Genomic DNA, 21,160 nt, shown 5'->3' with positions numbered 1-21,160 from the left:
AACCCTTTCTTAACCCTGCTGTGGCAACACTTTTGCCCATTGTTCCCGTCGTCGTTACGAGTATTGCGTGCCCATCATGGCGGTTATCGAAACAGCGGAAAGATTGCTTCCGCCTGGTCTGAGGACCCGGCTCGCTCCGCTGACCCGCAAGCTCGAATCGATCCTCACCGATGACGACGAGACGGCCCGCGCCCAGCGCCGTGCCCTGATTGCCTTCGTGATCCGCGTCTTCAGCGCCGCCATCGCCTTCGTGTCGCAAATCGTGCTCGCCCGGCTGATGGGAGAGTTCGAATACGGCATCTTCGCTTTCGTCTGGGTTCTGGTCGTGCTCGCCGGCAATCTCTCCTGCCTCGGTTTCCACACGTCCGTCATCCGCTTCCTGCACCAGCACAAGGCACGCGACGAGGTGGCGACGGTGCGGGGGCTCAATCTTGCCGTCCGCCTGGTGGCGCTGATCTCGGCAAGTGCGGTGGCCGGCCTCGGCTTCCTGTTCCTGCATGTCTACGGCCACACGGTCGAGGCCTATTACCTCGTGCCGGTATCGCTCGCCTTCTTCACCATACCGATGATCGCGCTCGGCGACGTGCTCGACGGCACCGCGCGCTCGAACGGCTGGACGGTGACGGCGCTGAGCCCCACCTACCTGATCCGCCCAACCCTGATCCTCGTGTTCATGCTGGCCGCACTCTGGTTCGGCGCTGACCACACGGCCGTCACCGCCATGCAGGCAGCCCTTGCGGCAACCTATGTCACGACGCTCTCGCAGCTGCTGCGCCTGACGCTGCGCCTGCGCCGGCTCTACGGGACCGGTCCGATACGGTTCGAGATGGGCGCCTGGTTCCGATATTCGCTGCCGCTCTTCCTGGTCGACGGCATCGGCTTCCTGCTGACCAATGCGGACGTCGTCGTTGTCGGCCTTTACCTGCCGCCAGACCAGGTCGGCATCTATTATGCCGCCGCGAAGACGATCGTACTGGTGCAATTCGTCTATTTCTCGATCAAGGCTGCCGCCGGCCCCCGCTTTTCCGCGATCATGGCGGAGGAGGACATGACGGCGCTGGCCGCCTTTGCCGGCCAGACCGCGCGCTGGAGTTTCTGGCCGTCGCTTGCCGTCGGGCTTATGGCGCTCGCTTCCGGCGAGCTGCTTCTGTCGCTGTTCGGCAGCGCGTTTACGGCCGGTTACTGGCTGATGGCGATCCTGTTTTGCGGTATCCTTGCCAAGTCGATGGTGGGGCCCGGCGAGGTCCTGCTCAGCATGGCCGGCCGCCAGAAACTCTGCGTGTTGCTCTACGGCGTGACGCTTTTGGCGAGCATCGGCCTCAATATCGCGCTGATCCCCCGCTTCGGCCTGACGGGTGCGGCCATGGCCACGGCGTCGGCGATGATGATCGAGGCGATCCTGTTGCATATCGCAGTCCGGCGCACGCTCGGCATCGTGCTCTTCGCCTTTGCCGATCCGACGCCCTCTGCTCCTTCAAAGGCTTCCTGATCATGGCGCAACCTCCGTTCAGCAGCGAATTCGAAGGCAATGGCGGCGGCCGGATGAGCATGGTCCAGGCGTTCCGCGCCGAGCGGCCGGATGCCGATACCCATCTCCAGGTCGGCCGGCCCGGCCGCGAACTCTGCCTCTATCCCGCCGCCTTCGGTTACGACCTGCAGGAAGAGCTCGAATTCCTCTCCAACCGCGCGCTGGAGCCGAACATCTTCTTTTCGGCCCGGCTGCTGGCCCCCGCCATGCCGCGGGTCGAGGACAAGCAGGTGCGCCTGGCGTTGATCCGCGACGAGATCGGTGCGCGCAGTCGGATGCGGCTGCTGATGCCGTTCACGGTCGAAAAGCCGGGCTTTTCCGTCGGCGCCTCGATCATCCGCGCCTGGGCCAATCCCTTCGGGCCGGTCGGCACACCGCTCGTCGACGCGGAAGATTCAGCCGAGACGATCGACAACCTTTTCGAGGCGCTGAGCATGCGCGAAGCCCGCCTGCCCTCCGTGCTGGTGATGCCGGACGTCAGGCTTTCCGGGCCGTTCGCGCAGCTCGCCAAGGCGGTCGCGATCGGCCGCAACCTGCCGGTTGCCGTTACCGATCCTCATCTCCGACCGATGCTCGAAAGCCTGCTCGATGGCGAGGCCTATCTCAAGCACTCGATCTCGTCGCACCACTACCGCGAAATGCGCCGCCTCTGGCGCAATCTCGGCAACAAGGGCTCGCTCAGCTATTCGGTCGCCCGCCAGCCGGAAGAGATCCGGTTGCGGATGGAGGAATTCCTGGCGCTCGAAGCCAAGGGCTGGAAGGGCCGCAAGCGCTCGGCCCTGATCAACGACCGCTACCGCGCCGCCTTCGCCCGCGAGGCGATCACCAACCTGGCGGAAATCGACGCCGTCCGCATCCACACCATCGATTTCGACGGCCGCGCGATCGCTTCGCTCATCGTCTTCATCATGGCCGGCGAGGCCTATACGTGGAAAACCGCGTATGACGAGAGTTTCTCCCATTTCTCGCCCGGTAAGCTCCTGATGGTGAAGCTGACCGAATGGCATCTCGACGACGCCAACATCATGCGCACCGACAGTTGCGCGGTTCCGGACCATCCGATCATGAGCCGTTTCTGGGAAGAGCGCGAGGAAATGGGCACGCTGGTGATCGGCCTGCGCCAGAACGGCGACCGCGACGTGCGCCAGGTGGCAGCCCAGCTTCACCTCTACCGCAACACCCGCAACATGGCCCGCATGTTGCGCGAGAAGATCATGTCGCTCGCCGGCCGTTCGGAATGATCAGCCCGTAGCGATCACTCGGCGGCCGCCTTGTCGCGCAGCAGCCGGCGGATGACCTTGCCGCTGGTCGTCAGCGGGATGTCGTCGACGAAGGCGACCTCGCGCGGATATTCATGCATCGACAGCCGCGTCTTCACCCAGTCACGGATCTCCAGAGCCAGTTCGTCGCTCGGGCGATAGCCGGGTGCCAGCGCTATATAGGCCTTGACGATCTCGGTGCGGATCGGGTCCGGCTTGCCGACCACGGCCGCCAGCCGCACCGCCGGATGGCCTGTCAGACAGTCCTCGATCTCGCTCGGCCCGATGCGGTAACCGGAGGAGGTGATGACGTCGTCGTCCCGCCCGACGAATTCCACATAACCGTCGCGGTCCTTCCGGCCGAGATCGCCGGTAATCAGCCAGTCGCCGACGAACTTCGCTTCCGTCGCCGCCTCGTCGTTCCAGTAACCGAGAAACATCACCGGATCCGGACGGCGGATGGCGATCTGCCCCATCTTGCCGGCCGGAAGCTCGATGCCCCTGCCGTCGACCACCGCCACATGATGGCCGGGCACCGGCCGCCCGATCGCTCCGCCGCGCGAAACGCCGAGATTGGCAGCTGAGGACAACACGAAATTACATTCGGTCTGGCCATAGAACTCGTTGACCGTCAGCCCCAGCGCCGCCTTCGCCCAGTCATAGGTCTCGCGTCCGAGCGCCTCGCCGGCCGACGCGATCGTCCGCAGCTTGAGATCGTATTTTTCGAGCGGCTTTTCGACGGATTTCAGGAGCCGCAGCGCCGTCGGCGGAATGAAGGCGTTGCGCACATCCATCTCGGCCATGATGCGAAAAGCCATGTCGGCATCAAATTTCTGGGCCGGCGAGGAGACGACCGGAATGCCGAGCATCAGCGCCGGCATCAGCACGTTGAGCAGGCCGCCCGCCCAGGCCCAGTCCGACGGCGTCCAGATCCGGTCCCCTTGCTGCGGCGCAAATTCATGCGCCAGCTGGAAACCCGGAATATGGCCGGCCAGCACCCGATGGCCGTGCAGCGCCGCCTTCGGCGGGCCGGTCGTGCCGGAGGTGAAGATCATCAGCGCAGGATCGTTCGGCCCGCTGTCGACGACCTTAAACAGCGGGGGATGGGCGGCGATCAGCGCGTCGAGCGCCAGCAGGCCTTCGCCGGCCGGCGGCTCGCCGGTGACGATCACATGCCGCAGCTCCGACAGCTTTTCGCTTAAGGCTGCCAGCCGCGACAGGCCGAAGGGATTGGTGACGATCGCCGCAGCACCCGATGCCTTCAGCCGATATTCCAGAGCCTCGGCCCCGAACAGAAGCGCCAGCGGCAGGGCGATGCCGCCCATCTTGTAGATCGCCACATGCGCGATCACCGTCTCGAAACTCTGCGGCAGAAGAAGTGCGACGCGGTCGCCGGGCTTGAGGCCGAGCGCGACAAAGGCGTTCGCAAGCGAGGCGGATCGCCCCGACAGCTCGCCATAGGTCAGAGCCCGATGAGCGCCATCCGGGCTGAAATGCTGGAGACAGATGCGCTCCGGAAATTCTTTCGCCCAGGCATCGCTGACCACCTCCCCCATGTTGAATCGCTGGGGGATCTCCCAGGCGAAATCGTCAAAAAGGTCTTCATAGGACGTTCGGGCAGGCAGTTTCATGGGCAGCGCTTCTATTTTTGCTGCACCAGCTAACATCCGGGATGCTTAAAATACAAGGGGGACACGGGAGGGGACCTGACATGGCGGCCTCCGGAGGCCCAGGCGGCACGCATGTTCCGGGAGGCGCCAAAGACGGCGATCTGCCGCCGAGGATCGGGAAAAACGACATCGAGCGGCCTTGATCCGGGACAATTTCGCAGCTGCGAGGCATGCGGGATTGCAACCTCACTTCACCCTTGCATGCCGGTGCGGGCCCGTGATAGAGCGCATACCGCTACCCAAGTGCCCCGTTGGCGGAATTGGTAGACGCGCCTGACTCAAAATCAGGTTCCGAAAGGAGTGCTGGTTCGATTCCGGCACGGGGCACCACATCTCCTGGAAGCTCTAATGTGATTGCGGGTTTCCGGCGCAGTGATTGCGTGCGTGGGTTCGTTTTAAATTTAAGCGGTACAAGGCCTAATTTTCCAGGAAGCACACCGACTCGGTGAGACAGGTTCTTTGGTCAACTGCTTTCCCGTTCGCCAGGTTATGCATCTCTTAAGGCAGTCGTCCGCGCTAGTTCGTAAGGTTGTGGAAATAGCTGAAGTGTAAACAGTGTCACTATTGGTTGGATGAAATAGTCTCGGGACGACAAGTGGATCACCTGATCTTTTTTATGGACGACTTCGGCACACGGACTATGTGCAAGCCAGGTGTAGAGCAGCCTCTTCCGCTCAATGAATTCAGTTTCGGTCTGGGCGGTATCATTGTTCCGTCCGAGAGCGTTGGAGAGCTGTCGGAAACAGTGTTGGCCTTCTGTGAGCGATGGGATGTTCCGGAGTTGCATGGGAATAAAATCAGGGGTCGTAAAGGGAAATTCGGTTTTCTGAAAACTGATGATGCCGCCAGAGAACGGTTTTTCTCGGAACTGGACGGTCTTATCTCGGATCCCCGAATTACGGCCCATGGCTGCGTCATCTGCAGGCTTGGTTATCGCGACCGCTATCTAGAAAAGCACCCGGTAGCCTCCAGGTGGCAGATGTCCCGTACTGCATTCGACATTTCTGTCGAGCGGGCAGCAAAATACGCAAGATTGATCGGCCACCGGATGTCATTGGTCTATGAACGTACTGGTAAAGCTGAAGATCGGCTGATCGAGAGCTATTTCCAAGGGCTGCTTGCAACGGGGACCGAGTTTGATTCCCAAACATCAGCGGTGCACGCACCTCTCCCGCAAAGTGAGCTTGCAGAAACGCTTATGACCATCTGGCCTGATGGAAAAAACAATCCGATGCTGCAACTGGCCGATCTGGTACTGCATCCTTTGTGCAATCAGCCAACAAAACGACCCGACAGAGCCTATGAAAGGCTTTTGGCGTCAGAACAGATCATTGATTTCAAAAGCGACGATCCGACTATAGCCGTCAAATATTCTTGCTATGATGGATCGTATCAAGAGTGGGTGCCGCCCAAAAACACATAAGGGACCCGAAGGTCCCCTATGGCGGTCGGCGTATAGCCTAACCCCGTGGCAATGCCATAACATGTATCTATCGCACTTTCATGCCGTTTGCAAGATTCTTATGTCGGCTGCGTCCCATCGGTCGCCCCAGCATGCAAACGGACCGATACCTTGTGCGACTCCAACATGTTGCCAGGCCTTTCAATCGTTGCGATACGGCTACTGTTAAGACAGGGACAATCCCTACGGCGCTTCCACCACAGCAACGTGCCGTAGGGACGACCTTATGGGCAGCACCAAATGGGGCCCAAAACAACGCGTTGGTTGCTTGGAAAAAAGTACCGGAACAGATGGCCCACATCAGCGCTCGCAGGGATTAACCTAAAGAGCGCAATCACTCTGGGTAGCGATTGAACTGGGCTCACTTGTGGGGAAGATGGCGCACCCGACAGGATTCGAACCTGTGACCTTTGGAATCGGAATCCAACACTCTATCCAGCTGAGCTACGGGTGCTAACCTGAAAGACGATGACTCGTCTCCGTCCGATGGTGGTTCTTAACTCAGGATGTTGCCGGCATCAATCGCCAATTTGCGGCGGATGCAAATCATCTGGTGGCGGCGTTCTATTTGTGGCACCCGCGGCTTCCGGCGAGCCTTATCCCATGGTCCCGGCACTGGCCGTTGCCTTGTCCCCGGAAAGCCCGGTCTTCAATTCAAGATAATTTGTCTTACCGCGCCGCCGCATCTGCTCTAAGTGAAGCCATGGCACCCCCGCCGGTCGAAACCATTTTAGGAGAGGCGCATGGCGCTGACAGCTTCCACACCCCGTTCCCGCGTCGGCATCGGCTACGCCATCGTCCTGACGCTCGGCATGGCGGCGACGGTCGGCGGGGCGCTGGCTTTCCAGTATATCGGCGGCTATATCCCTTGCGCGCTCTGCCTGCTGCAGCGCAATCCCTATTATTACGGTATTCCGGTCAGCATTCTGGCGATCGTCGTCTCGATGATCGGCCTGCCCGCCTGGGTCACCCGCGCGCTGCTGGTCGTCATCGGCGTGATGATGCTGGTCGGCGCCGGCATGGGCGTCTATCATTCCGGCGTCGAATGGGCCTTCTGGGACGGTCCGGCAAGCTGCGGCGGCGGGGCCGGCGTCACCACCAATGCCGGCAGCCTGCTGTCGGACCTGAACACGGTTCACGGGCCGTCCTGCACGCAGGCAGCCCTTCGCGTGCTCGGCCTCTCGTTTGCCGGCTGGAACGTGATTGCCAGCGTCATCCTGGCGGCCATCGCATTCGTCGGCGCCAAAAAGGCGGCCTGAACAACCTGATGCGGAACAATCCGGGGCCTGGCTGGACCGGGCCCCTTCCGTTTCCGGCACAAGGCCGGTGTCGCGCGGGTGTCTGGAACAAATTGCGCAAGCCTGCCGCTGACAAAGGCTTCGACGGTCTCTAAGATCGCCGCATGAACTTCTTCGAGAGCCTGCTCGTCCTGCTGCTTGTCGCGATCGTGCTTCTGCAGATTTCGCGCCGGCTTTCCGTGCCCTACCCGTCCATGCTGGCGCTGGCGGGCGCCGCGGTCGCGCTGGTGCCGGGCACGCCGTATATCTCGCTCGACCCGGAAACGGCGCTCGCGCTGTTCATCGCGCCGGCGCTGCTCGATGCGGCGTTCGATTTTCCGATCGGGATTGCCCGCCGGTTCTGGCTGCCGCTGCTGGTGTTTGCGATCGGCGGCGTATGCGTCACCGCGGTTGCCGTCGCCTTCGTCGGCTGGACGGTGGCTGGATTGCCGATCGCAGCGGCGCTGGTGCTCGGCGCGATTGTCGCCCCGCCCGATGCCGCCGCCGCGACGGCGGTGCTGTCGTCGATGTCGATCCCGCGCACCACCGATACGGTCCTTCGCGGCGAAAGCCTGTTCAACGATGCGGCTGCGCTGCTGATCTTCGACGCGGCGCTCTCCGTGCAATCGGCCGGCAGTCTCGATGCGGGCGTGGCGCTGCATCTTGCCGTCGCGGTGCCCGGCGGCCTGCTGCTCGGGGTCCTGGCCGCCTGGGTGGTCCGGCATCTCATGCGGTTCGTCGCCGGTACGCTCGGCGGCATCCTCCTGCAGTTCGTCCAGACCTTCCTTCTGTGGATCCTCGCCGAACGGCTCGGCCTGTCGGCGGTGCTTGCCATCGTCGCCTTCGCAATGACGCTCGCGAGAAGCAGCGAAGCCCGCTCCTCGGCGCGCATGCGGGTGCAATCCTACGCGGTCTGGACCGCCGTCGTGTTCGTTCTCAACGTCATGGCCTTCCTGCTGATGGGCATGCAGGTTCGCGACATCGTCGGCGGAATGCCGGCGGATCACCTCTGGGATGCGGCCCGCTTTTCGCTGCTGACGATCATGATCGTCATCGTCGTGCGGTTTGCGGTCTGCGTCGGCTACAATCGGCTCACCGCCTGGCATGAGCGCAGCCGCGGCAGGCCGGAACCCGCGACGACGACCCAGGCACTGCTGGCCGGCTGGTGCGGCATGCGCGGCCTCGTGACGCTTGCGACCGCCTTCGCCCTGCCGGTGGACTTTCCGCAGCGCGACGTGGTGGTGCTGACCGCTTTTTCGGTGGTGCTTGCGACCCTCGTCGTCCAGGGATTGACGCTTACCCCGATCATCCGCTGGCTCGGCCTCGACCGACGCGCCGAGGGGCATGGCGAACTCGCCGTCATCCGCGGCAAGATCGCGCTCGCCGGCCTTTCCAGGCTCGACGGTGCGACCGAAACGGAAGCCGAATTGCTGCGCTCCAAATTCCGCATCGAGCAGCTGGCCGCCTCCCGGATCGAGGACGCCAACTCTCTCGAGACCTACCGGCGGCTGGCCTTGAAGGCGATTGCCGCACAGCGGGAAGAGCTGGAAAAGCTTCGCTCCGTGCACAAGGTCAATGTCGACGAATACAATCTGCTGCTCGAAGAGATCGACTGGCGCGAGCTTTCGGTCCTGCCGGAAGATGCGCGCCGGATCGAGGAAAGCTGATCCACCCGCCAGTCAATATCGTCTCCTTTTATCGAACGAACTGTCAATCATTGTTCATCTTCCGGATATGGGCGGGATGGGGCACATACGGTCCCAGAGAATTCAACCCGCGTGTCCAACCAGAGACACCGATCCGGAGATCACAAAATGTCCACCACAGCCACCAATTCCCTGCTTCTCGTCGGCCGCGTTCTTCTGGCCGGCATGTTCGTCATGTCCGGTTTCCAGAAGCTCGTCGATCCCGCCGGCACCGCCGGCATGATCACCGGCGCCGGCCTTCCCGCCGCCACGCTGCTCGCCTATGTCGCAGGCCTCTTCGAACTGATCACCGGCGCTTGCCGTTCTGACCGGCTTCCAGACCCGTATCGCAGCAATCCTGCTTGCGCTCTTTTCGGCTTTCACCGCATTCGTCTTCCATTCGGGCGCCATCAACGTCCCGGGTTTCCCGGAGGCCGCCAACGGCCTGCTGACGGTGTTTAACAGCCTGATGATGATGAAGAACCTGACGATTGCCGGTGGGTTCCTGGCTCTCGCCGCCATTGGCGCCGGTGCATTTTCTGTCGACGCCCGCCGTGGTTCTGTCGCAATCGCTGCCTAAGCTTTCGAAATTCCCTGCCCAAGACTGCCCGCCGGATGAGAAGTCCGGCGGGTATTTTTTTGAGCTCAATCGGTCTGGACGGCTGGCAGTTCGCTCATTTCGGGCAGCCAGGAAACGGCAGAGCGGCACCACATCTGCCGTTGCGGCTTCAACTCCGCCCGCTGATCGATGCTGCCCCAGCGAATGCCCCAGATCCTGGCCGCCTCACCTTCGCCATTGACGAAAAGGGGCGAGCCGCATTCGGGGCAGAAATACTGCTGGCGGACGCGGCCGCTCTCGGCCACCTTGCGGTAGAGTTTTGGCTCGTGCCCGGTGAGTTTCAGATCGCTTTCCGGGACGACGGCGGTGACACGAAACGGCGAGCCGCTGAGCAGCTGGCAATCGGTGCAATGGCAGATACCGACCCGCTTCGGATCGAGTTCCGCCTCATAGGTGACATAGCCGCAATGGCATCGACCGGTTACATGCATCGTCCTTCCTCCCCTTCAAAAACTCAGAGCACGGCGCGGACTGCCTCGACGATCCTGGCTATCCTCGGATCCTCTTCGTGAGCCGGCTTGCGGGCCCTGACCAGGCAGGCTTCCGACTTCAGGATCACGCCATCCGACAGGATCTTCAGGTGATTGGCCCTGAGCGTCGATCCCGTCGAGGTGATATCGACGATGATGTCCGCCTGGCCGGCGGCCGGCGCGCCTTCGGTGGCGCCGAGGCTTTCGACGATGCGGTAGAGCTGGATGCCGTGCTGGCTCGAAAAGAACTGCTGGGTGAGCCGCCAATATTTGGTGGCAATGGCCAGCCGCCGGCCATGGCGGGCGCGAAAATCCGCTGCCACGTCGCCGAGGTCGGCCATGGTTTCGACGTCGAGCCAGATTTCCGGCACCGCGACCACCACATCGGCGTGGCCGAAGCCGAGGCGGGCGCAGAATTCGACGCGACCGTCAGCACCGGCCATGCCTTCGCGCACCAGGTCTTCGCCGGTGACGCCGAAATCGACGGCGCCGCTTGCAAGCTCGCGGGCAATCTCGGAGGCCGAGAGATAGGCGACCTCGACGCCTTCCATGCCCTCGATGCGGCCGCGATAGGAACGGTCGTTGCCCACCGCGGAAATGGCAAGCCCGGCGCGCTCGAAGACCTCGGCGGTCTCTTCCTTGATACGGCCCTTGGAGGGCAGAGCGATGGTGATCGCGCTCATCTCAGTGCCCTCGCAGCTTCAATCCGGTCCAGCCAAAGCGAGAAACCGACCGCCGGGATATGTTCCCTGGCGCCGAGCAGGGTCAGCAGCCGATCGAAACGGCCGCCGCCTGCGAGCACCGCCGACGACCCCGCCTCGGTCACCTCGAAGACGAGCCCGGTATAATAATCGAGCGGCCGGCCGAAGGCGGCGCGGTAGGTCATGGCCGAGAGATCGGCACCGGCATTGGCGAGCGCCGCCAGCCGGGCGTCGAAGCGGGAAACCGCCGCGCCGAGCTTCAGCCCGGCGGCATCGGCAAAGCCGGCCAAGGCGGCGGGCGCTTCGGCGAGCGGCAATTGCAGCGTCAGGAACTCGCGCAGCAGCAGCAGCGCGGTGCCGTCCAGCCGGGTTTCCGCCAGTTCCAGCTTTTCCTTGAGCCTTTTTGCGATCTCGGTCGGCGAACGGCTGGCATTGGTGGAATAACCGGTTTCCTGCATGGTGCGGTCGATGCGGGCGACGAGATCCGCCTCGTTGTCCGAAGCGATCAGTTCGGCGATCTGCGGATCAAGGCCGGTGACCGGCTGGGGCTTGGCGAGCCGCTCCAGCAGCGCTTCGAGATGGGCCATGTCGCCGAACGCGTGGATCAGTCGCCGCTGCCAGCCGAACGGCAGGCCGAGCGCCTTGACCACCGCCTCGAACACCGCCTGGTCGCCGAGTGTGAGCGCGAGCTTGCTGCCGGGCAGCAGCGCTTTCAGGATGCCGGTCGCATCGCCAATCGCGCGGGCGTCGGAACTGGCGATATCCTTATTCCCGAGATCCTCGATGCCGGCCTGATAAAATTCGTGGGAACCCTCGCGGCGCTGGCGGAAAACCTCGCCAAGATAGGAATAGCGTTTCGGGGTGCCGGTTGCGGTTTCGATGTGGCGCAGGCAGACCGGAATGGTGAATTCCGGCCGCAGGCAGAGATTGGCGCCGGTCTCGCTTTCGGTGAGGAAAATCCGACGGCGCAGATCCTCGCCGGCCATGTCGAGGAAGGGTTCGGCCGGCTGAATGACCGGCGTGTTGACCCGCTCGGTGCGGCGTGCGGCGAATTCGGCGAGGAGGTCGGCGGAGAAATCGGGCATGTCGATCAGGGGCATGGGGTCGCTCCCCAGGAATACCCCCCTCTGCCCTGCCGGGCATCTCCCCCACAAGGGGGGAGATCACAAGCGGCATGACCGACGCCCCCGAAGGAGCGCTGCGAAGGACGCGACGTTAGATAGGAAGTGGTGAGCAGTAGCCCAGCCGATCTCCCCCCTTGTGGGGGAGATGTCCGGCAGGACAGAGGGGGGTAGAGCTCACGCATTGCCCGCCCTTTTCCGATCCTCCGCCTGAGCGGCGAGAATCTCCTTCACCTTGGCGACCAGATCCGCCTCGGGAACGGTTTCCTGTGCCACGCGCGCCTCGCGCCAGGTGGCATTGTCCTCGATCTCGCCGGACAGGCGCTTGCCCTCGATCAGGTCCTTCAACTGCACGACGCCCTGCGCCCGCTCGTCGCCGCCCTGGATGATCGCGATCGGGCAGCCGCGGCGGTCGGCATATTTCAGCTGGTTGCCGAACTTCTTCCAGTTGCCCTGGTACATTTCGGCGCGGATGCCTTCGTTGCGCAGCGCCTGGGTGAAGCGCTGGTACCGGCCCATGCTCTCGACGTCGCCATCCATGACGGTCACCAGAACCGGGGCGATCACCTCGTCCTGACCAAGCTTGCCGAGGTTCTTCAGCGCCGTCATCAGGCGCGAGACGCCGATCGAGAAACCGGTCGCCGGAACGGGCTGGCCCATGAAGCGCGACACGAGGCCATCGTATCGTCCCCCGCCGCCGACGGAACCGAAGACGACTTTTTCGCCTTTTTCGTTGGTGACGTCGAAGGTGAGTTCGGCTTCGAAGACCGGCCCGGTGTAATATTCGAGGCCGCGGACGACGGAGGGCGAGATAAACACCCGATCAGTATATCCGGCTGCGATGACTAAATGAGCGATAGTCCGCAACTCTTCGAAACCCTGTTTGGCTGTTTCATTCTCGCCCACGACGGCAGCAATGGCATCCAGAGTTTCTTCGGCAGACAGTTTGGTAGCCTCAAGAAGCTCCACGACGCGGTCAATCTGCGGCTTGTTTAGACCAGCGCCTTTTGTGAAATCGCCGCTTTCGTCTTTACGGCCCCCGCCCAAGAGAAGACGAACGCCGTCGATCCCAAATTTATCGAGCTTATCCATCGCTCGCAGCACAATAAGCCGCTTTTCAGCGTTCTCTTCGCCACCTAGCCCAATGATTTCAAGCACCCCATCTAGAAGCTTGCGATTGTTGACGCGGATCGCATACTGGCCATTCAATCCGAGCGCTTCCATCGTATCGGCCATCATCATGCACATTTCGGCATCCGCCTGGACGCCCGGCGCGCCGACCGTATCGGCGTCGAACTGCATGAACTGGCGGAAACGGCCCGGGCCCGGCTTCTCGTTGCGGAAGACATAACCGGCGCGATAGGTGCGGAACGGCAGCTGGATCTCGTTGAAATTCTCCGCGACATGGCGGGCGAGCGGCGCGGTCAGGTCGTAGCGCAGGCTCATCCACTGGTCGTCGTCGTCCTGCAGCGAGAATACGCCCTCGTTCGGGCGGTCGCTGTCGGGCAGGAATTTTCCAAGCGCATCTGTGTATTCGAACAGCGGCGTCTCGACCGGGTCGAAACCGTAGCGCTCGTAGACCTCGCGGATCTTCGCGGTCATCTCGTTGGTGGCGTGGATATCGGCAGCGGAACGATCGACGAAGCCGCGCGGCAGGCGGGCTTTCAGTTTCTGCGGTTTTTTGCTCTTGTCGTTCATGATCGGAATTCCATTGCCAAAGGCCCCGGAGAGGCCGGATTTGTGTGCGGTTTCTTAGAGGATAGAGGCCGGAGCGGCAAGGGCGGCGGCTGGTGAAGACGCGGGCGCGATGTTATATATTATACCACTGAAGGGGCAAAGGTCATGAGCAAACGCGTCGCCATTGAAATCCCCGAGGCAATGTATGGTTTGCTCAGCCGCTATGCGGATATCCATGGCTTCGATACCGATGCCTATGTCGCGCAAGTCCTGCATCGTCATCTGGAAGATCTGCATGACATTGCTGCAGCAGATCGTGCGATGGAAGAAATTCGAAATGGTAATTCCAGTACCTAAACGATGGAACAGCTTGAACGCGAGCTTGGATTAGAGAATTGAAAGCCGGCCACCGCAGCAAGGTCTATCGCTAATTCATGCTCACCGAAGCTCTCCAATACGCCGCGACCTCCCTGGTCACGCCGAAGCAATTCCGTCCCTTCATCCGGTCGTCCGTCAGCCTGTGGTCGCGGGCCGGACGGTGTGCGAAGGATTGGGCGGCGCATGAGGAAAACTGCAAAGCCTTTATTCGCGAAACGATGGCCGGGATGAAGCAGCGGCGGACCTGCGTCGTGCTGGGTTCGGGCCTGCTGCGCGACGTGCCGATCGACGATCTGGCGGCAAAGTTCGATACGGTGGTGCTGGTCGACCTCGTGCATCTGGCGAGCGTGCGGATGCGGCTGAAGGGGAAGCGGTTTCGGAATGTCCGGCTGATTTCGCGCGACCTCTCCGGCTTCGACGATGCGGTCACAGCCAAAATTCCGGAGCCGCTGTCGTTCCTGCGGCAGGTGCCGTATCTCGATCTCGTCGTCTCGGCCAATATCCTGTCGCAGATCGGGGTGGGATCGAAACGCCGGCTGGAGGCCGAAAACACTCCCGCGCGTGAGGAAATCTTGCAGCGACTGGTCCGGGCGCATCTCGATGGCCTTGCCGCACTGCCCTGCAAAACGGCTCTGATCACCGACACCGCCTATCGCGTCGCCGATCGGGCAGGCCAGGTGCTGGAAGAGGCCGACCTGTTCTGCGGCGTGCCGGCGCCGGCTGCGAAACGGGCCTGGACCTGGCCGGTCGCGCCTTATGGCGAACTCAGCAAGGTGTATCAGGCGGTGCACGATGTCATCGCCTTGTGATGTCCGCGCGGTTGATTTCCGCAAGGATGACCGTAGATTCCGAACCATGTCACGTTCCGCCGCCATTTTGATGTTCTTTGCCTGGCTCCTTTACGGGGCCATGCCGGCCGTCGGCATGCCTTACATGCCCGTGGCGAGCCCAGCGGCCGTGCAGGATCATTCGCAACATCACGACCATGGCAAGGCGACCGAGACGGCGAAGGCCGGGCATTCCCATGGGTCATCGCAGCCACCCTGCCCGCATGGCGGCAAGACCTGCGTGACGCCGTTATGCGCCGCCTGCCTGACGCTGCTGCCGGAACTGGCGATCGGCGGCGATGGCCGGTTCGCCCATGCCTACCCTTCGCCGGCCATCGAACAGGCGCTCGCCTCTCCGGCAACGGCGCCGCTGACGCCGCCTCCCCGAGGCTGACGGAATGTCGGTTCACCTCATCATCAAAATTCTGTCGGACACGGAAAAGGAAACCCTATGTCTGCGAAAATCATTCTCATGACCGCTGTCCTCTCCACTCTCATGACCGGCTCGCTCGCCGCGCAGGAGATGAAGGGAATGGACCACTCCAAGATGGGCACGCCGACCGGCGGCAGCCCCTCCACCAAGGCATTCCAAGATGCGAATGCCAGGATGCACAAGGATATGGCGATCCGGTATTCCGGCGATACGGATGCGGATTTCGTGCGCAGCATGATCCCACATCACCGGGGCGCAATCGACATGGCCAAGGTCGAACTTGCACACGGCAAGGATCCGGAAATCCGCAAGCTGGCGCAAGCCGTCATCAAGGCGCAGGAGGCTGAAATCGCCGATATGCAATCCTGGTTGAAGGCGCACGGCAAGTAACAAGTCCTCATGCAGATCGGCGCCGGGCAGGCTTTCGTCTTGCCCGGCGCTTTCTTTTTCGCCATATCAGCGGGTGGAGGCAGATCCATGCGCCCGATTACCGCCATCGGCTTCGATGCCGACGACACGCTCTGGCAGAACGAACAGTATTACCGGCTGACGGAGGAACACTTCGCCCGGCTGCTCGGCGAGTTCGCCGAAGGTGCGCAGATTGCCGAGCGGTTGCTCGAAGCGGAAAAGCGCAATCTTTCCCATTACGGCTTCGGCATCAAAGGGTTCACCCTGTCGATGATCGAGACGGCGATCGAAATTACCAACGGCAAGGTGCCGACCAGGACGATCAGCGAGATCCTCGATATCGGCCGCGACCTTTTGCGCCATCCGGTCGAAACCCTGCCGCATGTGGAAGAGACGCTGGAGACCTTGAACGGCGAATATCTGCTGGTGCTGATCACCAAGGGGGACCTGTTCGACCAGGAGCGCAAGCTCGCGCAATCCGGCCTCGGCGATTTCTTCGATGCGGTCGAGATCGTCAGCGAGAAAAACGCCACCACCTATCGCCGCATCTTTTCGAAAGTGGCGGACGGGCCGGAACGGGCGATGATGGTCGGCAATTCGCTCAAATCCGATATCGTGCCGGCGATTGCGGCGGGAAGCTACGGCGTGTTCGTGCCGCATGCGCTGACCTGGATCCTGGAGCACGTGGACGCGCCGACCACAGCGCCGCGCTTCCACCAGATCGAACATCTCGGCGAGCTGCCCTCGATCCTCCAGAAAATCACGGCCGCCTGAATTTCAATCTCAGTTCATCGACCTCGCGCTGGCAGAAACAGCCTTCGAGATGGTCGTTGACCATGCCCATGGCCTGCATGAAGGCGTAGACGGTGGTCGGACCGACGAAGGTCCAGCCGCGCTTCTTCAGGGCCTTCGACAGTTGCACGGAAACCGGCGTGGTGGGATTGGCCCGGAGCGTGGCGAGGTCCATCACCGCCGGACGCAGATGCGGGCCAGGCTCGAAGCTCCAGAAGAATTTGGCGAGCGAACCGAACTCGCGCTTCAGTTCGATGGCGCGGGCGGCATTGTTGATGGTCGAGACGATCTTGCCGCGATGGCGGATGATGCCGGCATCGGCGAGGCAACGGGCGATGTCTTCCTCGCCGAACTGGGCGATTTTTTCGAAATCGAAACCGGCAAAGGCGGCGCGGAAATTCTCGCGTTTCCTCAAGATCGTCAGCCAGGACAGGCCGGACTGGAACCCTTCGAGGCAGATCTTCTCGAACAGGCGGATATCGTCCGTCACCGGCCGGCCCCATTCCTCGTCGTGATAGTGCCGGTAGTCTTCGAGACCGCCATGCCAGGCGCAACGCCCCTTGCCGTCTTCGCCGACGATGATTCCCGCCTTTTCCATTCCTGCTCCCTTGCTGCAAACCTTTTGGTTAACCGGTTTTGTGCCGGCTTTAACATTGGTCAACCATGTTTCAAAACCGGGCGGTAACCCTGCCAAAAGGTTTATAGGCCGGCCGGCTTTGAATGTTCCACCCGTTTACCATTCGCTTTCACCTCGCGGTCACCATGTTCGTCAACACCGACGCCAAATTATCCAGTGTTTGAGGGGCGTCCGGTCGGTGATTTGTAACGTGTGGATCCGATCATGAAGAAAATCCTTTTCCTGGCCTTCGGCCTTGCCGCCGCCTTTTCCAGTTCCGCCACGCTTGCCCAGGACCGCTATCGCGAGCGCCCGCCCGTGGTCGTCAGCCCCGATCTCGCCGCCCCATGGGTGATGCAGCTTGCAGGCCCGAACGGCCGCCCGGTCGTCTATCCGCGCCAGGCTGCCCAGCCGCGCCCGGTCTACCAACAACGTGAAGCCTACCAGCAGCGCGAGCAGCAGCCGATGGTTCGCCGCGGCATCTTCGACCGCTCGCCGGCCCAGCCGGTGGCGATGCGGCCGCAGCCGATCCGCGGTCAGATCGAACCGCAGTTCCTGCCGCAGACGGTCGCCTACGACAGCAAGGAAAAGGCCGGCACGATCGTCATCGATACCAATAACCGCTTCCTCTACCTGGTCACGGGCAATGGCCAGGCTCGCCGTTACGGCGTCGGCGTCGGCAAACCGGGCTTCGAATGGGCCGGCGAGCACCGGGTGACCCGCAAGTCCGAATGGCCGGACTGGACGCCGCCATCCGAAATGATCCAGCGCGAAGCCGTCAAGGGTCACTATCTGCCGGCCCGCATGGACGGCGGCCCGGAAAACCCGCTCGGCGCCCGCGCCATGTATCTCGGCTCGACGCTCTACCGCATCCACGGCACCAACGCCCCCTGGACGATCGGCAGCGCGGTCTCTTCCGGCTGCATCCGCATGCGCAACGAAGATGTGACGGATCTTTACGAACGGGTGAATATCGGCACCAAGGTCATCGTCATGTAATGCCGGCAATTGCCGAAGGTGAGGCGGCGGAGACACAGTCCCGCCGCCTTTTTGCCATCACATGTTCTTTATTAGACCTGTCCCTGCTTGCTTTGGTGCCCGAGTCGGCTAGTTTTTGCCGCTCAAACACATCGGAGAGGATTTGGGAATGAGGACAGGCAAGACCCTTGCTATGGCCATGGGGATGGCTGGCGTGATCTTCTTTACCGCCGGGCATGCGAGCGCAATCAGCCCGGCAGTGCCGTTTACCGAACGCCCGGCAAGCGACGTGACGCTGGTCGCAATGCCGCGGGAAGTGCCGGAAGAATTCAAGCGCCGCATGGTGCGCTTCTCTTCGACCGAAAAGCCCGGCACGATCATCATCGATACCAACAACAAGTTCCTCTATTATATCGAAGGCCCCAACCGGGCGACCCGCTACGGCATCGGCGTCGGGCGCGAAGGGTTCGGCTGGTCGGGCGTCGTCAATGTCGGCCGCAAGGCAGAGTGGCCCTCCTGGACACCGCCGGCCGAGATGCGCGTTCGTGAACGTCGCGCCGGCCGTATTCTGCCGGCCGTGCAGGAAGGCGGGATCGACAACCCGCTCGGCGCCCGCGCCATGTATCTCTACAAGGGCGGCCGCGACACGATCTTCCGCATCCACGGCACCAACCAGCCCTGGACGATCGGCCTCAACATGTCGTCCGGCTGCATCCGCATGATGAACAAGGATGTCGAGCATCTTTATTCGCGCGCCGACATCGGCACCAAGGTGATCGTCATCGGCCCCGGCAACCGGCAGGGGAAAGTCGATTTCGAAGATCGCGGGATCGACATTTTCGCCACTATTTTCGGCGGTTGAACCACCAAGCAAAGATCCGGAGAGCGGCGAAAGCCGCTCTTTTTCATGGGTTTAGGTTTCGTTAACCATAACTGGCTTAGCTTCGTCGGCGACTGGTGCAAAAAAAGCACAGACCGGCGATGCATCCGCCGCTAAACATTGAGTCATCAAAGAGCCAACGTCCCTCCCTGCAGGCTGATTCATGCGCAAAATTCTTTCTCTCGCCTTCGCATCCACGCTTCTCACCGCTGGTCTTGCTTATATTGCTCCGGCTCAAGCGGCCGACCTGACCCCGGCCAATCCCGCCTATGTCGCCCCCGTCAGCACCGGAGGATTTGAAGTCTCCGTTTACGGCGGCTACGAATTCGCGCCGCATTCCCATGTGGACGTGTCCGACGGACCGGATTTCGCAGCCGGCTGGGATACCAATCCCTTCCAGATGCCCCCCTACTGGGGTGTCCGCGGCACCTACTGGTTCGACGGCGGTGCCCTCTCGAACTGGGGCGTTTCGCTCGATTACACCCACGCCAAGGTTTATGCCGACGACGAAACGATGGCCAAGGCCGGCGGCTGGAGCGTCTTCGAATTTACCGACGGCCTCAACCTCCTGACGGTCAACGCGCTCTACAAGTTCCCGATCGAGGGCAGCCGGTGGACGCCTTATGTCGGCGCCGGTGTCGGTATCAACGTGCCGCACGTCGAAGTGACCCGCGCTTCCGGCCGCACGTTCGAATATCAGTTCGGCGGCGCGACGATCCAGGCCCAGGCCGGCGTGAAGTACCAGCTGACCGAAAAGTGGTCGATGTTTGCCGAATACAAGGGCAACTACTCGTTCGTGGATGTGGATATCGACAGCGGCGCTTCGCTGAAGACCAACATCCTGACGCACGCCATCAACCTTGGCGTCTCCTACAAGTTCTAAGGCTTCGGGCCTTTGACGAAAAAAGCCGGCGATTTCGCCGGCTTTTTTGTTGGGCCTTTTTATCTGGCCGGGATCTCTTCCGGCTTCGGTCCGCCATAGGCCCAGTCCAGAAGCTCCACCGTGTGCAGGATCGGGATCGTGGTGCCGGAGGCGATCTGGGTGATGCAGCCGATATTGCCGGTGGCGATCACGTCCGCCTTGGTGGCCTCGATATTCCTGACCTTGCGGGCCTTCAACTGCTCCGAGATTTCCGGCTGCAGGATATTGTAGGTGCCGGCCGAACCGCAGCAGAGATGCCCCTCCCCCGGGTCGCGGACGGTAAAGCCCGCCGCCTTCAGGAGGGCCTTGGGCGCCATGGTGATCTTCTGGCCATGCTGCATCGAACAGGCGGAGTGATAGGCGACATTGAGCCGCTTCGGCTCCAGCCTTGGCAGGTCGAGCGTCGACAGATATTCGGTAATGTCCCTGGCAAGGCTCGAAACCTTTGCCGCCTTGTCCGCATAGGCCGGATCAAGGCGAAGCATGTGGCCGTAGTCCTTGATCGTCGTGCCGCAGCCGGACGCGGTGATGATGATCGCGTCGAGCCCGCCTTTGTCGATTTCGCGCGTCCAGACATCGACATTGCGGCGGGCAAAATCGAGCGCCTGCTCTTCACGGCCCATGTGGTGAACGAGCGCGCCACAGCAGCCCTCGCCCTCCGGCACCACGACTTCGACACCGAACCGGGCGAGAAGCCGCAGCGTGGCGTCGTTGATACCCGGATCAAGTACAGGCTGGGCGCAACCTGACAGGATCGCTACGCGGCCGCGCCTTTCTGCCTCAGGCGCACGAGTGCCGGGGTTTGCGGAATCGGAAACCTTGGCGGCGGATTTCGGCGCGAGATCCAGCATTGCTCCCAACGGCCTTAGCGCCGGAACCCGCTTCAGGAGCGGGGCGAAGGGTCGGCCGAGCCTTGCAAGGCCGAGCGCCGTGCGGAAGCGGGCGGGATAGGGCAGCACCGCGGCAAGCAGGTTGCGGATCAACCGGTCGACCAGCGGGCGCCGGTAGGTGTTCTCGATATGGATGCGCGCATGATCGACCAGATGCATGTAGTCGACGCCGGACGGACAGGTGGTGACGCAGGCAAGGCAGGAGAGACAACGGTCGATATGGGTAACCACTTCCTCATCCGCCGGCCTGCCGTTTTCCAGCATGTCCTTGATCAGGTAGATACGGCCGCGCGGGCTGTCGAGTTCGTTGCCGAGTGTCACATAGGTGGGACAGGTGGCAGTGCAGAAACCGCAATGCACACAACGGCGAAGGATCTGCTCGGATTCGGCCACATGCGGATCGGCAAGCTGAGCGAGGGTGAAGTTGGTTTGCATTTAATGGATATCCCTCGCATTTCCGCCGATCGCTCCGCGTTCTGCCAGCCCCCCTCTGGCCTGCCGGCCATCTCCCCCACAAGGGGGGAGATCGGCAAGACGCGCGGACATCACTTTATCGGCTACCGTCGA

General features: G+C 62.1%; 20 protein-coding genes, 2 tRNA genes and 1 pseudogene. 15 read left to right on the top strand and 8 right to left on the bottom strand.

Features of this window, described 5'->3' with window-relative positions; genetic code table 11:
• Nucleotides 1-67 precede the first annotated feature (67 nt).
• Together ACZ9IU_RS04545 and ACZ9IU_RS04540 are read left to right on the top strand one after the other, a co-directional pair.
• A complete protein-coding gene (locus ACZ9IU_RS04545) occupies nt 68-1,489 on the top strand; it encodes a lipopolysaccharide biosynthesis protein (protein WP_275452103.1) in 1,422 nt (473 codons plus the stop codon).
• A 53-nt stretch (nt 1,490-1,542) separates the two neighbouring features.
• A complete protein-coding gene (locus ACZ9IU_RS04540; RefSeq protein WP_244447508.1) occupies nt 1,543-2,769 on the top strand; it encodes a GNAT family N-acetyltransferase in 1,227 nt (408 codons plus the stop codon).
• A 14-nt stretch (nt 2,770-2,783) separates the two neighbouring features.
• Here ACZ9IU_RS04540 and ACZ9IU_RS04535 read toward each other — a convergent pair whose 3' ends face one another.
• Nucleotides 2,784-4,418, bottom strand: coding sequence for an AMP-binding protein (locus tag ACZ9IU_RS04535; protein ID WP_038540184.1), 1,635 nt, complete (start codon nt 4,416-4,418; stop codon nt 2,784-2,786).
• Between the two features lie 284 nt (nt 4,419-4,702).
• Between ACZ9IU_RS04535 and ACZ9IU_RS04530 the strand changes: the two genes are divergently transcribed.
• Nucleotides 4,703-4,787, top strand: a tRNA-Leu gene (locus ACZ9IU_RS04530).
• Nucleotides 4,788-5,052: 265 nt separating this feature from the next.
• Nucleotides 5,053-5,880: a DUF3800 domain-containing protein gene (locus tag ACZ9IU_RS04525; protein ID WP_244447470.1), complete on the top strand. Its 828-nt coding sequence runs from the start codon at nt 5,053-5,055 to the stop codon at nt 5,878-5,880.
• Nucleotides 5,881-6,296: 416 nt separating this feature from the next.
• On the opposite strand, the gene ACZ9IU_RS04520 is transcribed toward ACZ9IU_RS04525, so the two are convergent.
• A tRNA-Arg gene (locus tag ACZ9IU_RS04520) sits at nt 6,297-6,373 on the bottom strand.
• 289 nt (nt 6,374-6,662) lie between these two features.
• Between ACZ9IU_RS04520 and ACZ9IU_RS04515 the strand changes: the two genes are divergently transcribed.
• From ACZ9IU_RS04515 to ACZ9IU_RS04505, 3 genes and pseudogenes are all read left to right on the top strand, one after another.
• On the top strand, nt 6,663-7,178 hold the full coding sequence (locus ACZ9IU_RS04515) for a disulfide bond formation protein B (protein WP_038540180.1): 516 nt from the start codon (nt 6,663-6,665) through the stop codon (nt 7,176-7,178).
• A 143-nt stretch (nt 7,179-7,321) separates the two neighbouring features.
• Nucleotides 7,322-8,863 (top strand): cation:proton antiporter, encoded by a 1,542-nt coding sequence (locus tag ACZ9IU_RS04510; protein ID WP_038540177.1) that lies wholly within the window; start codon nt 7,322-7,324, stop codon nt 8,861-8,863.
• Nucleotides 8,864-9,010: 147 nt separating this feature from the next.
• Nucleotides 9,011-9,461 (top strand): annotated as a pseudogene (locus ACZ9IU_RS04505) (DoxX family protein).
• A 65-nt stretch (nt 9,462-9,526) separates the two neighbouring features.
• Here ACZ9IU_RS04505 and ACZ9IU_RS04500 read toward each other — a convergent pair.
• The 4 genes from ACZ9IU_RS04500 to hisS form a co-directional block, all read right to left on the bottom strand.
• The gene (locus ACZ9IU_RS04500; protein WP_038540172.1) at nt 9,527-9,931 is read right to left on the bottom strand and encodes a GFA family protein; all 405 of its coding nucleotides are present in this window, start codon (nt 9,929-9,931) and stop codon (nt 9,527-9,529) included.
• 23 nt (nt 9,932-9,954) lie between these two features.
• The gene (gene hisG / locus ACZ9IU_RS04495; RefSeq protein WP_038540168.1) at nt 9,955-10,653 is read right to left on the bottom strand and encodes an ATP phosphoribosyltransferase; all 699 of its coding nucleotides are present in this window, start codon (nt 10,651-10,653) and stop codon (nt 9,955-9,957) included.
• The gene (locus ACZ9IU_RS04490) at nt 10,650-11,771 is read right to left on the bottom strand and encodes an ATP phosphoribosyltransferase regulatory subunit (RefSeq protein WP_038540165.1); all 1,122 of its coding nucleotides are present in this window, start codon (nt 11,769-11,771) and stop codon (nt 10,650-10,652) included. Before ACZ9IU_RS04490 ends, hisG begins: the two co-directional genes overlap by 4 nt.
• A 198-nt stretch (nt 11,772-11,969) precedes the next feature.
• A complete protein-coding gene (gene hisS / locus ACZ9IU_RS04485; RefSeq protein ID WP_038540162.1) occupies nt 11,970-13,490 on the bottom strand; it encodes a histidine--tRNA ligase in 1,521 nt (506 codons plus the stop codon).
• A 144-nt stretch (nt 13,491-13,634) separates the two neighbouring features.
• Between hisS and ACZ9IU_RS04480 the strand changes: the two genes are divergently transcribed.
• The 5 genes from ACZ9IU_RS04480 (at nt 13,635) to ACZ9IU_RS04460 (ending at nt 16,289) form a co-directional block, all read left to right on the top strand.
• Entirely contained in the window at nt 13,635-13,826 is a 192-nt protein-coding gene (locus ACZ9IU_RS04480; RefSeq protein ID WP_157885072.1) for a DNA-binding protein, read from the top strand.
• A 77-nt stretch (nt 13,827-13,903) separates the two neighbouring features.
• Nucleotides 13,904-14,656: a hypothetical protein gene (locus ACZ9IU_RS04475; protein WP_038540158.1), complete on the top strand. Its 753-nt coding sequence runs from the start codon at nt 13,904-13,906 to the stop codon at nt 14,654-14,656.
• 46 nt (nt 14,657-14,702) lie between these two features.
• Nucleotides 14,703-15,068, top strand: a complete 366-nt coding sequence (locus ACZ9IU_RS04470) for a hypothetical protein (RefSeq protein ID WP_038540154.1) — start codon at nt 14,703-14,705, stop codon at nt 15,066-15,068.
• A gap of 57 nt (nt 15,069-15,125) precedes the next feature.
• Nucleotides 15,126-15,497 carry a CopM family metallochaperone gene (gene copM, locus ACZ9IU_RS04465; protein WP_038540150.1) on the top strand — a complete coding sequence of 124 codons (372 nt, stop codon included), beginning with the start codon at nt 15,126-15,128 and terminating at the stop codon, nt 15,495-15,497.
• A gap of 87 nt (nt 15,498-15,584) precedes the next feature.
• A complete protein-coding gene (locus ACZ9IU_RS04460; RefSeq protein ID WP_038548757.1) occupies nt 15,585-16,289 on the top strand; it encodes an HAD family hydrolase in 705 nt (234 codons plus the stop codon).
• Here the strand turns inward: ACZ9IU_RS04460 and ACZ9IU_RS04455 are convergent.
• Complete coding sequence (locus ACZ9IU_RS04455) at nt 16,276-16,905, bottom strand: DNA-3-methyladenine glycosylase I (protein WP_038540148.1); 630 nt, start codon at nt 16,903-16,905, stop codon at nt 16,276-16,278. The genes ACZ9IU_RS04460 and ACZ9IU_RS04455 overlap by 14 nt on opposite strands.
• A 240-nt stretch (nt 16,906-17,145) precedes the next feature.
• On the opposite strand from ACZ9IU_RS04455, the gene ACZ9IU_RS04450 reads away from it, so the two are divergent.
• The 3 genes from ACZ9IU_RS04450 to ACZ9IU_RS04440 all read left to right on the top strand — a co-directional run bounded on the left by ACZ9IU_RS04450 (nt 17,146) and on the right by ACZ9IU_RS04440 (nt 19,664).
• Nucleotides 17,146-17,922 (top strand): L,D-transpeptidase, encoded by a 777-nt coding sequence (locus ACZ9IU_RS04450; protein ID WP_157885217.1) that lies wholly within the window; start codon nt 17,146-17,148, stop codon nt 17,920-17,922.
• Between the two features lie 148 nt (nt 17,923-18,070).
• Nucleotides 18,071-18,763 (top strand): L,D-transpeptidase, encoded by a 693-nt coding sequence (locus ACZ9IU_RS04445; RefSeq protein WP_038540144.1) that lies wholly within the window; start codon nt 18,071-18,073, stop codon nt 18,761-18,763.
• A gap of 181 nt (nt 18,764-18,944) precedes the next feature.
• Nucleotides 18,945-19,664, top strand: a complete 720-nt coding sequence (locus tag ACZ9IU_RS04440) for an outer membrane protein (RefSeq protein WP_038540142.1) — start codon at nt 18,945-18,947, stop codon at nt 19,662-19,664.
• A gap of 59 nt (nt 19,665-19,723) precedes the next feature.
• Here ACZ9IU_RS04440 and glcF read toward each other — a convergent pair whose 3' ends face one another.
• Nucleotides 19,724-21,028 (bottom strand): glycolate oxidase subunit GlcF, encoded by a 1,305-nt coding sequence (gene glcF, locus ACZ9IU_RS04435; protein WP_038540139.1) that lies wholly within the window; start codon nt 21,026-21,028, stop codon nt 19,724-19,726.
• Between the last annotated feature and the right edge of the window lie 132 nt (nt 21,029-21,160).

The organism is Mesorhizobium sp. USDA 4132, from assembly GCF_056279545.1.
The sequence above is the reverse complement of the archived record's forward strand: the minus strand, read 5'-3'. Positions and strand labels throughout refer to the sequence as shown.

Excerpts from the sequence above, each read along its gene's own strand:
- ACZ9IU_RS04540 (WP_244447508.1), top strand. The coding sequence starts at position 1,543 with ATGAGCATGGTCCAGGCGTTCCGCGCCGAGCGGCCGGATGCCGATACC.
- ACZ9IU_RS04535 (WP_038540184.1), bottom strand. The coding sequence starts at position 4,418 with ATGAAACTGCCTGCCCGAACGTCCTATGAAGACCTTTTTGACGATTTC.
- ACZ9IU_RS04515 (WP_038540180.1), top strand. The coding sequence starts at position 6,663 with ATGGCGCTGACAGCTTCCACACCCCGTTCCCGCGTCGGCATCGGCTAC.
- ACZ9IU_RS04510 (WP_038540177.1), top strand. The coding sequence starts at position 7,322 with ATGAACTTCTTCGAGAGCCTGCTCGTCCTGCTGCTTGTCGCGATCGTG.
- ACZ9IU_RS04500 (WP_038540172.1), bottom strand. The coding sequence starts at position 9,931 with ATGCATGTAACCGGTCGATGCCATTGCGGCTATGTCACCTATGAGGCG.
- hisG (WP_038540168.1), bottom strand. The coding sequence starts at position 10,653 with ATGAGCGCGATCACCATCGCTCTGCCCTCCAAGGGCCGTATCAAGGAA.
- ACZ9IU_RS04490 (WP_038540165.1), bottom strand. The coding sequence starts at position 11,771 with ATGCCCCTGATCGACATGCCCGATTTCTCCGCCGACCTCCTCGCCGAA.
- hisS (WP_038540162.1), bottom strand. The coding sequence starts at position 13,490 with ATGAACGACAAGAGCAAAAAACCGCAGAAACTGAAAGCCCGCCTGCCG.
- ACZ9IU_RS04480 (WP_157885072.1), top strand. The coding sequence starts at position 13,635 with ATGAGCAAACGCGTCGCCATTGAAATCCCCGAGGCAATGTATGGTTTG.
- ACZ9IU_RS04475 (WP_038540158.1), top strand. The coding sequence starts at position 13,904 with ATGCTCACCGAAGCTCTCCAATACGCCGCGACCTCCCTGGTCACGCCG.
- ACZ9IU_RS04470 (WP_038540154.1), top strand. The coding sequence starts at position 14,703 with ATGTCACGTTCCGCCGCCATTTTGATGTTCTTTGCCTGGCTCCTTTAC.
- copM (WP_038540150.1), top strand. The coding sequence starts at position 15,126 with ATGTCTGCGAAAATCATTCTCATGACCGCTGTCCTCTCCACTCTCATG.
- ACZ9IU_RS04460 (WP_038548757.1), top strand. The coding sequence starts at position 15,585 with ATGCGCCCGATTACCGCCATCGGCTTCGATGCCGACGACACGCTCTGG.
- ACZ9IU_RS04455 (WP_038540148.1), bottom strand. The coding sequence starts at position 16,905 with ATGGAAAAGGCGGGAATCATCGTCGGCGAAGACGGCAAGGGGCGTTGC.
- ACZ9IU_RS04445 (WP_038540144.1), top strand. The coding sequence starts at position 18,071 with ATGAGGACAGGCAAGACCCTTGCTATGGCCATGGGGATGGCTGGCGTG.
- ACZ9IU_RS04440 (WP_038540142.1), top strand. The coding sequence starts at position 18,945 with ATGCGCAAAATTCTTTCTCTCGCCTTCGCATCCACGCTTCTCACCGCT.
- glcF (WP_038540139.1), bottom strand. The coding sequence starts at position 21,028 with ATGCAAACCAACTTCACCCTCGCTCAGCTTGCCGATCCGCATGTGGCC.